The sequence below is a fragment of the Pseudoalteromonas sp. SCQQ13 genome (genome assembly GCF_015864415.1).
GTDB lineage: Bacteria > Pseudomonadota > Gammaproteobacteria > Enterobacterales > Alteromonadaceae > Pseudoalteromonas > Pseudoalteromonas nigrifaciens.
On the sequence record NZ_JADYXG010000004.1, the window covers coordinates 32569 to 48180 of the forward strand.

Genomic DNA, 15612 nt, shown 5'->3' on the forward strand with positions numbered 1-15612 from the left:
AAACTAAACAATAATGCGCAGATAAGTAGTAAGAAACCTGAGCTCCGGATAATAAACTTATCTCAAGCAGCTATTTTCAGCGCTAACTGCGTTGAATTTACTTGCAATAGGCCAGCTATTGACGCGTAAATTCGCCTTGTTTTCACTGAAAACCTCTGGCTAGAGAAAATAAAATCAAATATAACGATGATTCAATACGTTAGTAAATCTCTTAACCAGAGCTCAGGTTAAGTATGTATATCTTAATACAGGAGTTTTGGGCACACGGTTAAAAAATCAACCCCAAGGTGTGAGTATTTACTCTAAGGTGAGTTTATAAGTGGATTAACTGATTTCTATAGCGCTATAACTTTTATTTAAACTACTCTAAAATGAATGCTATTAACTTAACAACAATAGATGCGAAATTATTATGCACCCACACATTAGTAAGCTTTATAACAGTGCGTTAAAGCCAAGCCGATTAATTATAGGCCTAATGAGTGGTACCTCGTTAGATGGACTTGATGTTGCCTTATGTAAAATAACTGCCGCGGGTGTGCATACCCAAATTGAGGTTTTAAAGTTTACTACGGTTGATTATAGCGATGATTACAAAACAAAAATAAAGCAGGTATTTGCCAAGCGTGAATGCAACTTAGAATACCTTACGTTACTGCACCCTTGGGTTGGTAAATTACATGGCGACATGGTTAATCAGTGTTTAAACAGCTGGCAGGTAAACCCAGCCAATATAGATGTAATAGCCAGCCACGGACAAACTATTTACCACTGTCCTAAAAGCCAGCATCAGTATAACGATTTTAACAATGGCACTTTACAAATTGGCGACAGCGACCAAATAGCCGTTACTACAGGTATTACTACCATTGGCGATTTTAGGCAAAAGCATATAGCAGCAGGCGGCGAGGGCGCACCACTTGCCGTGTATGGTGATTATTTGTTTTTTTCAAGCTCTGACGAAAACCGTATTTTGCTCAATATGGGCGGTATAGCTAACCTCACTTTTTTACCCCAAAATGGCGATAGCAACGCAGTATTTAGCTCTGACATTGGCCCATGTAATACCATTATGGATGCCTATGTGCAGCGTTATTTTAATAACATGCATTACGATGAAAACGCTGCGATAGCGAAAGCGGGCGTTATTAATACTGCGTTACTAACAGCGCTTTGCGACAATCATTTTTTAACCCTAAAAATGCCAAAAACTACTGGCCCTGAAGTGTTTAATCTGGCTTATTTAGAGGCTGCGCAACAGGCTTCAAATACCCAAAAGTTAAGTCATCAAGACGTAATGGCCACCTTAAACCGCTTTACCGCAGAGGTTATTGCCAATGCGCTAAATACGTGTGTAAAAATGGCGCCCAATAGTGTGGTGTATGCCAGTGGCGGCGGCATTCACAATTTACTCTTAATGCAACATTTAGTAACGCTTTGTCCGGCCATAAAAGGTTTTAAAAATACTCACGCATTAGGGGTTGATCCCGACGCGAAAGAAGCGGTACTTTTTGCTATTTTAGCTAACGAATGCTTAGCCGGTGAGCAGCTACACCTTGATAATAAAGCTCAAGGAATTGCAGGCGTTACTATGGGTAAAGTGAGTTTTGCAGATTGAAACCACATATTCTAAGCTTAAGTTTTTAGGTGAGACCTAGCCAAACTCACTGTTTGGCCTTTGCATAACTGCGACTTACTGTTTTAGGGTAAGCTTATTTTTTTGCGCTGCCATTAGCGTGAATATTGTTTTGTAGTAATTAATTGCAGCTGCGCTTTAATTATTATAAAAATGTTATTGCTTATTTACTTTTTAAAGATGCACCAATCCTCCCTTAGTTTCGCCCCTCAGGCCTTAGTGGTGCACTTTTATAACTAAAAAGACCAAACCCATCCAAATCAACTATGCGCTTTTTTAAAACATAAGGCATAGTTATTAAATGCAGTGTAAATGGGCTGTTAATAACTATTTTTGACTATATATATTCATATAATCTGAATGTATATTCATTTCTTGGTTGACTCAGCGTTATTTTACGGCTAGTTTTTATCCCCCTTTGATTAAAGTTTTCACTAATAAATACTGCACTATACAAATTCAAAAAGATTTTACAGTGGCTGTTTTAGGCATTTTAACGATTTTTTGAATGAGATAAGCGCATACCTCGAGTATATAAAAATATATGACTTAATTAGTAAGCACAATTTAGCTGATAGCAATAGGCTGATGAAATAGGAATAAGTAATGAATGATATGAGCAAAAAATCCCAAGGTCTTTATCGCGCTGAATTTGAACATGACAGTTGCGGCATTGGCTTTGTCGCTAACCTTAAGGGTAAAAAGTCACACGATATTATCGAAAATGCACTCACCATGCTCAGCTGCATGGAACATCGTGGTGGAACAGGGTTTGACGTTAAAAGTGGTGATGGTGCTGGTATTCTTATTCAAATTCCTCATGAGTTTTTCCGTCAAGAAACCGCAAAGCTAGGGTGGACGCTGCCAAGCGCCTTAAACTATGGTGTGGGGATGATTTTTTTCCCGCGCGATAAAGCACTTAGCGACGCGTGTAAAAAAATACTAAATCAAAATATTGCCGAACTGGGTTTAACCTTAATAGGGTATCGGGATGTTCCGGGCGATAACTCTATGTTAGGCGCGGCTTCATTTGAAAGCGAGCCAAATATTGAGCAAGTGTTTATTGCTAAGCCGCAAGCGCTAAGCGCACAAGAATTTGAACGTAAGCTGTTTGTGCTGCGTAAATACACATCGCATAAAATTAATGGTTTAGATTTCACCGAACGTGACGAATTTTATGTAACCTCAATGTCATCTACCAAAATTGTTTATAAAGGCCAGTTTACTACCGAGCAAGTGCGCCAGTATTACCTTGATCTGCAAGACGAGCGTACTATTTCGGGAATGGCGATGTTTCATTCTCGTTTTTCAACCAACACTTTTCCTGCTTGGCGCCGCGCGCAGCCGTTTCGTTATATAGCCCACAATGGTGAAATTAATACGGTACGCGGTAATATTAACTGGATGAATGCTCGTGAGGCATTGTTTAGCTCGGTTAATTTTAGCGATGCTGAATTGAATATGTTAAATCCGGTGTGTAATAACGATAACTCAGATTCGGCTAATCTTGATATGGCTATTGAGCTATTAGTGCTCAGCGGGCGGTCTTTGGCGCAAGTAATGATGATGATGGTGCCAGAAGCATGGCAAACACAAACCAATATGGATGCCACCAAGCGCGCATTTTATGAATACTATGCGTGTATTATGGAGCCTTGGGATGGCCCAGCATCGTTATCGTTTACCGATGGCAACGTTATTGGTGCAACACTTGACCGTAATGGTTTGCGCCCTTCGCGTTACTTGTTAACCGAAGATGGCACGCTAGTGATGGGCTCTGAAACCGGTGCATTGTGCGTTGATCAATCAACGGTTGTTGAAAAAGGGCGTTTGCAACCGGGTAAAATATTTATTGCTGACTTAGAGCAAGGTCGCATTATTAGTGATGACGAAGTAAAACAACACGTTAGCTCGGCTCAGCCGTATGCTCGTTGGTTAGCTGAAAACAAAATTGAATTAGACAATTTACCCGTTCCTAGCGCGTCTTTTGCCCAGCCGCCATTGGCAGAGCTGCGAAAAATACAAAAAGCATTTGGTTACACCAGCGAAGATCTTAACCTAGTACTGGCGGGTATGGTTGGTACGGCTAAAGAGCCACTAGGCGCTATGGGTACCGACACGCCGCTTGCAGTGCTGTCGCATCGCCCGCAACAATTATCACATTATTTTAAGCAGTTATTTGCGCAAGTAACCAACCCACCCATCGACCCTATTCGTGAAGAGTTGGTTATGTCGTTGCGCGGTTATATTGGCCGCTCACTTAACTTGCTCGATGAAACACCTGGGCATTGCCATAAGGTTGAAATAGAACAGCCTGTATTGACCAATGAGCAATTACGCAAACTACAGTATATAGATAACAATCATCTTCAAGCTAAAACGATCGACATTACTTTTAAAGCCAGCGGTGGGCCAGGTGCACTAAAAAGAGCACTGGATCGTATTTGTTTATATGCCAAAAATGCCGTTGAAGATGATTATGAAATACTCATTTTAAGTGACCGTGGCGTAGACAGCGACCATGTTGCTATACCTTCGGTATTGGCAACAGCAGCGGTGCATCACTATTTAATTCGTGAAAAACTACGCTCATCTGCCGATATAATTTTGGAGTCGGGTGATATACGCGAAACGCATCATTTTGCTACTGTTATTGGTTATGGCGCTGCGGCAGTTAACCCGTATTTAGCCCTAGAGAGCATGTATGGTTTACGTGATGAAGGCGTACTTGATACTAACTTAACAAATGAACAAATTACCCAAAAATACACCAAAGCGGTCGGCAGCGGCTTGTTGAAAACCTTCTCTAAAATGGGTATTTCAACGCTACAGTCGTATTTAGGTGCGCAAGTTTTTGAAGCCTTGGGCATTAACTCTGAGGTTATTGATCAGTACTTTACCGGTACGGTTAGCCGTATTGAAGGCTTAAGCCTAGATCAAATTGCCCAAGAGGCGCTATTACGCCACCGTGAGGGTTTCCCTGAGGCCAACCGCATTGCTATAGATAAACTACTGCCTACGGGCGGAGAATACTCGTGGCGTCATGATGGTGAACGGCACTTATTTAATCCCACGGTAATTCGCTTACTGCAGCATTCAACAGCCAGTAATAATGTTGAGCAGTTTAAGCAGTATGCAAAAACGGTGGACGATCAAAGTAAAGAAGCCTTTACCTTACGGGGTTTATTACAATTGAATAGCGATCGTCCTGCTATTGCCTTGAGCGAAGTGGAACCGGTTGCCAACATTTTTAAACGCTTTGCCTCGGGTGCTATGTCGTTTGGCTCAATTTCGTGGGAAGCACACACTACTTTAGCTATAGCTATGAACCGCATTGGCGGTAAAAGTAACAGCGGTGAGGGCGGCGAAGACCCAATTCGTTATACTGCGCTTGAAAATGGCGATTCAATGAATTCGCGAATTAAACAAGTGGCTTCGGGTCGTTTTGGTGTTACTAGCCATTATTTAGCGAATGCCGATGAGCTACAAATAAAAATGGCGCAGGGCGCTAAACCGGGCGAAGGTGGGCAATTACCCGGCGATAAAGTAGATGCATGGATAGGTAAAACTCGTGGCTCTACGCCAGGGGTGGGCTTAATTTCGCCGCCGCCACACCATGATATTTATTCTATTGAAGATTTATCGCAACTTATTTTCGATCTTAAAAACGCCAACCGCGACGCGCGCATTAACGTTAAATTAGTATCAGAAGCGGGTGTAGGTACGGTTGCATCGGGTGTGGCAAAAGCCTATGCCGATGTGGTACTGATTGCGGGCCACGATGGCGGCACCGGTGCGTCACCACTGAGCTCAATTAAACATACGGGCTTACCGTGGGAACTGGGTTTGGCTGAAACGCATCAAACTTTGGTGCGTAATAAACTGCGTAGCCGTATTACGGTACAAACCGATGGGCAACTTAAAACGCCACGCGACTTAGCTATTGCAACGCTGCTTGGTGCAGAAGAGTACGGCATGGCTACCACAGCATTGGTGGTTGAGGGATGTATTATGATGCGTAAGTGTCATTTAAATACCTGCCCAGTTGGTATTGCCACACAAGATAAAGGCCTGCGCGACAAGTTTACTGGTCGTGCCGATATTTTAGTTAACTTTTTTACCATGATGGCAGAAGGTTTACGCGAAATTATGGCTGAGCTTGGCTTTAGAAGTATTGAAGAAATGGTAGGCCAAACTCAGTGCCTTACGCAGCGCAAAGATGTTGACCATTGGAAATACCAAGGCGTTGACTTAACTCCACTATTACACAAAGCAGAATGCGCTGAAAACGAAACTCTGTATCAATCAATAAAGCAAAAGCATTTAATCGACGACATTATCGATCGCAAAATGATCAAAGATGCTCAAGCGGCACTAGATTCTGGGCAAAGTGTGGCGCTTGAATACGATGTGATTAACACCGACAGAACCATAGGGGCGATGATCTCTAACGAAATCTCTAAAAAGTACCATGCAGATGGCTTACCGCAAGATACTATTAAGGTTAAGTTTAACGGCTCAGCGGGGCAAAGCTTTGGTTGTTTTTCAACCAGGGGTTTACGTTTTGAACTTGAAGGCGATGCCAACGACTACTTTGGTAAAGGACTCTCTGGCGCAAATTTAGTGGTGTACCCTAGTAAACAAGCTAAGTTTGCTGCTAGTGAAAATATCCTCATTGGTAATGTGGCCTTTTTTGGAGCAACTTCTGGTAGCGCCTTTATACGCGGTATAGCGGGGGAGCGTTTTTGTGTACGTAACTCGGGCGCAACAGCCGTTGTTGAAGGTGTGGGGGATCACGGTTGTGAATACATGACCGGCGGTAAAGTGGTTATTTTGGGCGCAACTGGTCGAAACTTTGCTGCAGGTATGTCGGGCGGTGTTGCTTACGTACTTGATGTAAATAATGACTTTTCGGCTAAATGCAACATGGAAATGGTCGCACTTGAAAGTGTAGATACCGACGCTGAAAGCCACGAATTAAAAGTCTTAATTAGCCAACATTTTGATGCTACAGGTTCAGATGTTGCCAGTGATTTATTAAAAGATTGGAACAGCAATGTTAAGCGCTTTGTTAAAGTAATGCCGGTTGATTACAAACGCATGCAAGGTTATATGAATGATGTACGCAGTAGCGGAAAATTCACCTCAGAGTATGACATTGCCGTAGAAGCATTCGACATTCATTTAAACAACATAGCTAGCGCTAAAGCTTAAGCTGCCAAGGAGAATATATTATGGGAAATCCAACAGGGTTTATCAACGTAGGTCGTGCCTTGCCAACTGAGCGTAACGCAGGTGAACGTTTAATTGACTGGCTGGAAGTATATGAAGAAATACCACAAGCAGATGTAGAGCAGCAAGCTTCGCGTTGTATGGATTGTGGCGTGCCGTTTTGTCAGTCGGCAAAATCAGAATTTGCACCGGCAGTAGCTGGGTGTCCGGTAAATAATGTAATACCGGAGTGGAATGACTTAATTTATCGCGGCCGCTGGCAAGATGCAGTAGAGCTATTGCATAAAACCAATAACTTTCCTGAGTTTACTGGGCGTGTATGCCCAGCCCCTTGTGAGGGTGCATGTGTACTGGGTATTAACGCCGATCCGGTGGCTATTAAGTTACATGAAAAAGAAATTATTGATCATGCCTTTAAGCAAGGTTGGGTGGTTGCTGAGCCACCTGCATCTCGCACTGGTAAAAATGTAGCCGTAATTGGTTCGGGCCCAGCGGGCCTTGCCGCTGCAGCACAGTTAAATAAAGCTGGCCATATGGTTACTGTATATGAGCGCGCCGACCGCATTGGTGGCTTGCTAATGTATGGTATTCCAAACATGAAGCTACAAAAAGAATTAGTGCAACGTCGGGTTGATATTTTAGCCCAAGAAGGCATTGTTTTTGTTACTAATACTGAAGTAGGCAAAGACATTAGTGTGGCACAGTTAGAAACTGACTTTGACTCAGTCGTGTTATGTATTGGTGCCACAGTACCGCGCGACTTACCCGTTGCAGGGCGCGAACTTAACGGTGTGCATTTTGCGATGGACTTTTTAACAGCCAATACCAAAAGCTTGCTCGATAGCGAACATCAAGACGGAGCGTTCATTAATGCGAAAGGCAAAAATGTAGTGGTTATAGGTGGCGGTGATACCGGCACCGATTGTATTGGTACTGCGCTTCGCCATCAGTGTAAAAGTGCTATTCAGCTAGAAATTATGCCTCGTCCACCCGAGCAACGCGACGAGAGCAGCAATCCTTGGCCACAATGGCCGAAACGTTTGTTGGTTGATTACGGCCAAAAAGAAGCTATTGCAGTACAAGGCCAAGATCCACGTCAATATTTAGTGATGACTAAAAAAATTGAAAGTGACGGGCAAGGTAATGTTAAAGCTGTGCACACTGTAGATATTACTTGGCAACTTAACGATAAAGGGCAAATGGTGCCACAAGAAGTAGCGGGCAGTGAAAAGATAATTCCTGCCGATATAGTACTGATTGCTATGGGCTTTATGGGGCCAGAAGGTGGCCTTGTTGCACAATTTGGTTTAGAGCAGGATGCTCGCTCTAATATTGCAGCACAGTACGATAAGTTTGCTACAAGCAAGCCTGGCGTATTTGCCGCAGGCGATAGTCGTCGCGGACAAAGCTTAATTGTGTGGGCAATAGATGAAGGTCGACGCTGCGCGCGTGAGGTTGACAGCTATTTAATGGGTAAAAGCTATTTGCCTTAAAGCGATTACAAGTCTGTAAACTTTAACTGCTTTAAAAGTTAAAACCATCTATTATAGCAAGCCCTACCGCATTAATTATGCAAGGTGGGGCTTGTTTTTATAATTTGTTCTATTAATAAACCTTGTAAAAAGTAGGTAAGGTAAGAAATGACTTCTGAAAAACCACGTAAATATTCACAAAAAATTGTAGATGGTAGCGCTCAGGCTCCTAGTCGTTCTATGTTACGAGCGGTAGGTTTTAATGATGACGATTTTAAAAAGTCTCAAGTTGGTATTGCCTCTACATGGTCTATGGTAACGCCGTGCAATATGCACATTAATACACTTGCCGAAGAAGTAGGTAAAGGCGTAGATAGCGCCGGTGCGAAAAGCGTTATATATAATACCATTACCGTATCCGATGGTATTTCTATGGGCACCGAAGGGATGAAATATTCTTTAGTATCACGCGAAGTAATTTGCGACTCAATAGAAGCGGTATCGGCGGGTATGGGCCACGACGGTATTATTGCTATTGGCGGTTGTGATAAAAATATGCCGGGTTGTTTAATGGGTTTAGCACGTTTAAACCGCCCCTCTATATTTGTGTACGGCGGTACAATTTTACCCGGTGAAAATCATACCGATATAGTCTCGGTATTTGAAGCGGTGGGCAGCTACGCGGCAGGCGATATTCCAATTACGCAATTAGAACATATTGAAAAAACAGCCATACCAGGGGCTGGTTCGTGTGGTGGTATGTACACGGCAAATACGTTAGCCTCAGCAATTGAAGCTTTAGGCATGAGTATGCCAAATAGTTCTGCGCAAAATGCTATTTCACAAAACAAAAAACAAGGCTGTATTGATGCGGGTAAAGCGATTGTTTATTTGCTAGAGCATGACATTAAACCTTCCGATATTATGACCAAAAAAGCGTTTGAAAATGCAATTACGCTGATCATTACCTTAGGCGGCTCAACCAATGCGGTGCTGCATTTAATTGCTATGGCTGATGCGGTAGGCGTTGAAGTAACATTGGATGACTTTGTGCGTATTGGCGATAAAACACCAGTAATTGCCGACTTGCGCCCAAGCGGTCAATATTTAATGTCGGAGTTGATTGAAATTGGTGGCATTCAGCCACTGATGAAGCGTTTATTAGATGCCGGTATGCTGCACGGTGACTGTATGACAGTGACAGGCAAAACCATGGCCGAAAATTTAGCCGATGTAGCAGATTACCCAGCAGGGCAAAATATTATTTTACCTTTTGATCAGCCAATTAAAAAAGACAGTCATTTAGTTATATTAGCTGGCAACTTAGCGCCAGAAGGAGCAGTGTCAAAAATTACGGGTAAAGAGGGTTTACGCTTTACCGGCAACGCAAAAGTATATGACTCAGAAGAGCAAGGTTTTGCCGCTATTATAGATGGGCAAGTAGTAGCCGGAGACGTTGTAGTAATTCGCTATGAAGGCCCTAAAGGTGGCCCAGGTATGCGTGAAATGCTAAGCCCCACTTCAGCTATTATGGGTAAAGGTTTAGGTAACGATGTGGCGCTTATTACCGATGGTCGTTTTTCAGGTGGTAGTAGGGGTTTTGTTGTAGGGCACGTTACACCAGAAGCTTACGAAGGCGGCGCCATTGCACTAGTAGAAAATGGTGACAGCATTACCATTGACGCGCAAAGCCGTGAAATGACTCTTAATATTACTGATGAAGAAATGGCCAGTAGGAAACAACGTTGGCAACAACCTGCGCCAAAATACACCCGCGGATTACTAGCAAAATATGCCAGAACAGTAAGCTCAGCTTCTACCGGAGCCGTGACCGATAAGCCAAGTTAAGGCACAATTAATCGCTAAAATTAGTGATTAAACTCCCCTAAATAGAGCGAGTTTTAATCCGCAAAGATCAACACGCCCTAGATAACCTTGTTACTTTATTTGTAATTTAAGTAACAAGGTTATAAATCGCTCAAGTTTTTAGTTGGCCGACCGATATATACTTAATAGCAGTTTGCGATTAAGGATGATCATGATTAACAATGGGTTAAATAACCACTCTAGTTTAGCGACAAAGCAAGTACTGCCAGTTGATAATGCAAACCATACCCTTAGCAGCAAACTGCAACATAGCCCACTCGAAATAGCGCCAAAATTAATACCAGAGTTAGCAACAAAGTTAACACCAGAGCTATCACCCAAAATAACGTCCGATTTTCTCAGTCAGTTTAGCGACGAAAAAGTTGCCCAATTACTGCAACAACAACTTTCGGTGCTGATCACTCCTGCAAAAAAAGCAAATATATCGAGCTACCACTACAGCGCTGAAGAGTTAGCTATACGTACTGTAATAACGAGTCAGCAAGAGGGGCTACTTAAAAATGAGCATAGCGATAAGCTCATACAACGCTTAAATAAATCGGTAACAGATATTCAGGGTGCTTACGCCAACACCAGTGATATTTTATTTAATCTGGGGCAATTAGGGCATCAACAAACATCATTTTTAGCCTCTAGTCAGCAGCGTGTTGAGCGTGCGCTTAATCCTTATATGGAAAGCCTTAACCGCACTAAGTATGAAGATGACGATAACTATTTATTTGAACTTTCGGTAAAAACCAAAGAGGGTGATGTAATAAATATCACTTTTAATTCATCGCAAGGTTACGATGAAAAAACGGGTGAAGCCGTTGATAGCTTTGGCATAAGTTACGAAGTAAATGGCGATTTATCTGAGGCTGAACATGCGGCTTTAACGCAGGTTATGGCGGGTGTTGGTGAAATGGCTGATGAGTTTTTTAAAGTCAGTCAATATGCTAACAGCCGTTATGTGCCGGTAAACCAAGGCGATATGAACTTAGACTTTTTAGCTGATTTTAATCATCAGCAGTTATCTGGTTTTGATGTGTCTTTTTCAACAACGCAAAATGATGTGCTTGATACAGGCGAAAACACGCTTGATTTAAGTTACTCAATTGATGAAGCATCGAATCAGCAAGCACTTGTGTTTAAATCAGAAAGTGGGCAAAACGAAATAGACTTTGCACTCGATATGTCGACCATTGGTGCTAAAGACACACAGCAAATGCAGCAGTATTTAGCGTCGCTCGATCAAAGCTTAGAAGATAGCCGAGTAAACAGTACCGAGGATAGTAAAGACTCGGCATTTGGTCGTAAGGGCGACAAGACAATGCAACAAGGCTTTGAATTGTTTAAAGGGGCTTTTGCAAGTATGTCGTCGGCGGCTGAACGTTATAGTAGTATAGAGTCACTTGCAGATAAGCAATTTAATGACGGGCGCGCTATGGTTGCCGATTTAGTCGATAACATGATCACGAACGATCCTCGCTATCAAGGGCTTGGCAACAGTACGCAAAATTCTTTAGGGGCGGGAATTTCTAAGTTAGCTGATTTTGATGCAAAATTTGAGTTTGCTATGGACAGAGGCGACTATCAGCCTAAAAGTAATGTTGCGCTAAGCCAAACCACCGAGCAACAAAAGTCAGGTGAGCTAAAAGGGGTTACGCAAAGTAAAAACGTAAGTAGCCATTTTGACTATCAAAATACCCGGCCCGATTATTACGACAGCGAAGAAAGTTACAATATTAATACCGCCGTTAAAAATAACGAGTTAGTTGGACTTGATCAATATCAGCAAATAGATATTGATAAAAAAACCTATCAATACAACCAAGATAAATCACAGTATGAGCTAAAAATGGCACTTACTGAAAAAACCACTCACGAAAGTAACATTCGCCTTATTAACGATATTTGGCTTGAAAACAACGAAAACAGCCACAAAATGGATAAAAAAGAACGTATAAACGAGATTGGTGAGCCAGATGATTTTAAAAATACCAACCATTATTCACATAATAAGTTAGTTACATTAATTGGTGATTTAGACAAATTAGCGCAAGATAAAGATGCAAGACGAGAGTATTTAACGCAGTTATCGCAAGTAAACTTTTTTATGGATAACAATAAATAATGGCTTGATTATAGTAATGCTATTGACTTTCTTTGGTTGTAAAATAGCCATATATCAACTTAACTTATACTCTTAAATCGAGTAAATAAAACACTCACAGTATTAATACAAAAAGGCGCCTTAATGTTTAAAAAATTAGTTTTATTCTTTTTTCTGTGTTTGCCACTGTCCACTTTTGGGGCTACAGCGCCTTATACTGGGGGGATTAGCGCGGCAGATTTACTTGCAGAATATGATAACTTTGCTCAGCAATATAAAAACTTTACCCCTAGCAAACAAGATATTACGCTAATACAAAAATTAAAGGGGAAGGAGTTAACCGTATTATTTGGTACTTGGTGCCATGATAGCGCGCGCGAAGTTCCGCGTTTAATTAAACTGCTTGAACAGTCGAAAGTACAATTAGAGAGTATTAAATTTGTAGCCGTAGGATACAACAAGCAAGATGCTAGCGGCGTAGCACAGGCTCATAATTTACAATACACACCTACTATTATAGTTAGCCAAAATGGCAAAGAACTAACACGTATGGTTGAAAAACCAGCGGGCACACTTGCGCAAGATCTTACAAAAAACCTACCTTAATAATCGAGTGGGCTTGCAGGTTAAAGGCGCTGAGTAATGTTCAGCGCCACAGACATCAAATAACGGACTTTTGTTGTGCAATCCATTCATTTATTACCGCTTCTAACACCGCCATTGGCAGTGAACCTTGGCCGATTACAGTGTCGTGAAACTGGCGTATATCAAACTTAGCACCTAGCTCTTTTTCGGCTTTTGCGCGCAGTTCACGTATTTTTAGCTCGCCCATTTTATAAGACAGTGCTTGGCCTGGCCAAGAAATATAACGATCTATTTGATCCTCAACCGCACTTTGCGGCAAGGCTGTGTGATCTGCCAAGTAGTCAATAGCCTTTTGGCGGCTCCAGCCAAAGGCATGAATACCGGTATCAACCACTAAACGCACTGCGCGCCACATTTCGTAGCCCAAACGGCCAAAGTCGCTGTAAGGGTCTTGATAAAATCCGGCTTCTTTGCCTAAACGTTCGCTGTACAAGCCCCAGCCTTCGCCAAATGCAGAGTGGCTTAAGGTGCGTCTAAACTGGGGGACATTTAACTCCATGGCAACGGCATTTTGTAAATGATGCCCAGGAATTGCTTCGTGTAAACTCAGTGCCTCTAGGTTATATAAAGGCTGTATTTTAGGTGTTGAAGCTAAAAAATAAGTACCTGGTGAGCGGTTATCAGGCGGTGGCATATAAAACGCGCCGCGACTTGCTGAGCCTTTAATGGTAAAGGTGTTGCGCGGTAAATGGCCAAAATAGGTGGGTAACTTGCCATACATTTTTTGGGTAATAAAAGCGGTTTTTTCGAGCAAGTCTTGCGCGTCTGTTGCGTAAAATTGCTTGTCGTTCGCTAAAAACTCTAAAAACTCAGCGTAAGTGCCATCAAAGCCCACTTTATCAATGATGTTTTGCATTTGCGTTTTTATACGTGCGACTTCCTTTAAGCCAAGTTCGTGTATTTGTTTTGGCGTGGCATTGGTGGTGGTGTAATAATTTACCGTATATTTGTAGTAATCAAGGCCATCTTTAACACTTGAAATACCAGGCTCGGCTCTGCAATTAGGCATGTAATCGTTTTCAAAAAAGTCGTAAAAATGCTGATAAGCGGGTACTACTTTTGAGCTAATTAAAGCTTTTGCTTTGTTTTGATATGTGGCTTTTTGCTCTGCACTAAACGTACTCGGAATACGGGTAAAGGGCTCGTATAAGGCGCTGTTCTCAGGTTTTTTAACGATATGAGCGCTAATGCTACTGCTGTAATTTTCAAAGGTTTTACAGTAGTGCGTATAACCATTTTTAATCCCTGCTTTCATCAAGTTAATGTTTTCTTGATTAAAACGAGGGTAGTCGGCAAGGCTGACTAAAAAGTGATCATAATCATTAGCAGTTAAAAATGCCATATTGGCCGGTGCTTCAGCAAAGTAGGTATGCCAGCCGCTTAAAAAGTTTACTGGAAAATACTTATCCTGAAATAGATAGCTTTGTTGCTCGGTTTCTCGTTCATATTTAAATAATCGGTAATTCATTAACTGCGCGTCGTTGAGCTTGCTAGGATCAATGTTTTTTAAATTGTCGAGCACGGCATCATTGTACTGTTGACGCTGAGCAATAGCGTGCTCGGTCCAATTAGCTAACTTGCCATTGGGTTTCCAGCCGTCGGGATCGGTACGAAAAAATATTTTTTCAGCTTGGGCGTGTTGCCAATGTTTATCAATTATATTTTTTAAATCGGCATTGTTATCAGCCATACTTGGCAGCGAAACTAGGGTTAAGCAAATAGCTAAAATACTTTTTTTGAACATGTTTATCTCGTTTTAGCGAGTTAATTTTTATCGTTCAAGGTTAACACGTGCTGTTTATAGATAACACTTCGTTAGTGCGGTTAACGTTCAGTACTCGCTTATTCGTTTTGAGCGGCTTAGAATGGTGTAAAGTAAACTCAAGTTAAATATAAGTACCATGCTAAATAGCGCACCTAATAAAACAATGCTTAACCAAGTAATAACTTTAATTGATCAAGCAAATAGCCAAGACCCTAATACTGAAATATATAATGCTCAGAGCCTGCCAAAAGAAAGTTTATACGCAACTCGTATGAGCGAAATGTTAGCGCGTTTTAACCCTAATGCCGATGAGCTTATGCAAATAGCAGTACGCGGCCAGCATATTGAACGCTGGCAGTCGCCGCGCAGTAACTTTGCTATGAATAAGCAGGGGTATCATCAGTGGCGTAGTGCACTTTATATATTTCATGCCTCAAGGGTAATTGAGTTGATGCAACAAGTTGGCTTTAACGAAGCACAGCAACAACGGGTTTATGCCGCGGTAGCTAAGCAAGATATTAAACGCAACCCAGACAGTCAGTTAGTGGAGGATATTGCAAGTTTGGTGTTTATTGAACATTATATGTTGGCCTTTACCAGTACCAAACCAGATTATGATGAACAAAAATGGCTTGGCATTATTCGTCGCACGTGGCAAAAAATGTCAGTAGAGGCACGCGACTTTGTGCTCGCTGGTAATGTAACATTACCCGAACCGTTAGTTGGGCTTATTCATAAAGCGGTTGCGTAATACTTTATTTTAAACAAAAAAATGGCGTACATTTAATGTACGCCATTTAATATTTTAGTACCTAGTACCTAGTACCTAGTACCTAGTACCTAGTACCTAGTACCTAGTACCTAGTACCTAGTACCTAGTACC

8 protein-coding genes are annotated in these 15612 nt (G+C 41.9%); 7 read left to right on the forward strand and 1 reads right to left on the reverse strand.

The features are described from left to right. Positions 1–412 precede the first annotated feature (412 nt). The 6 genes from I6F41_RS04600 (at position 413) to I6F41_RS04625 (ending at position 12925) form a co-directional block, all read left to right on the forward strand. Complete coding sequence (locus I6F41_RS04600; protein ID WP_182683765.1) at positions 413–1618, forward strand: anhydro-N-acetylmuramic acid kinase; 1206 nt, start codon at positions 413–415, stop codon at positions 1616–1618. A 624-nt stretch (positions 1619–2242) separates the two neighbouring features. Continuing rightward, positions 2243–6850 carry a glutamate synthase large subunit gene (gene gltB, locus I6F41_RS04605; protein ID WP_197107780.1) on the forward strand — a complete coding sequence of 1536 codons (4608 nt, stop codon included), beginning with the start codon at positions 2243–2245 and terminating at the stop codon, positions 6848–6850. A 20-nt stretch (positions 6851–6870) separates the two neighbouring features. Then, the gene (locus I6F41_RS04610; protein ID WP_089369085.1) at positions 6871–8361 is read left to right on the forward strand and encodes a glutamate synthase subunit beta; all 1491 of its coding nucleotides are present in this window, start codon (positions 6871–6873) and stop codon (positions 8359–8361) included. A gap of 147 nt (positions 8362–8508) precedes the next feature. Next, a complete protein-coding gene (ilvD, locus tag I6F41_RS04615) occupies positions 8509–10188 on the forward strand; it encodes a dihydroxy-acid dehydratase (RefSeq protein ID WP_197107782.1) in 1680 nt (559 codons plus the stop codon). 190 nt (positions 10189–10378) lie between these two features. Continuing rightward, the gene (locus I6F41_RS04620; RefSeq protein WP_197107784.1) at positions 10379–12340 is read left to right on the forward strand and encodes a hypothetical protein; all 1962 of its coding nucleotides are present in this window, start codon (positions 10379–10381) and stop codon (positions 12338–12340) included. A 123-nt stretch (positions 12341–12463) separates the two neighbouring features. Further along, positions 12464–12925 carry a TlpA family protein disulfide reductase gene (locus tag I6F41_RS04625; RefSeq protein WP_179807756.1) on the forward strand — a complete coding sequence of 154 codons (462 nt, stop codon included), beginning with the start codon at positions 12464–12466 and terminating at the stop codon, positions 12923–12925. A 55-nt stretch (positions 12926–12980) separates the two neighbouring features. Here I6F41_RS04625 and I6F41_RS04630 read toward each other — a convergent pair whose 3' ends face one another. After that, positions 12981–14708, reverse strand: a complete 1728-nt coding sequence (locus tag I6F41_RS04630) for a DUF885 domain-containing protein (RefSeq protein ID WP_011329770.1) — start codon at positions 14706–14708, stop codon at positions 12981–12983. A gap of 184 nt (positions 14709–14892) precedes the next feature. Between I6F41_RS04630 and I6F41_RS04635 the strand changes: the two genes are divergently transcribed. Beyond that, positions 14893–15480, forward strand: a complete 588-nt coding sequence (locus I6F41_RS04635) for a DUF4202 domain-containing protein (RefSeq protein ID WP_011329771.1) — start codon at positions 14893–14895, stop codon at positions 15478–15480. Positions 15481–15612 lie beyond the last annotated feature (132 nt).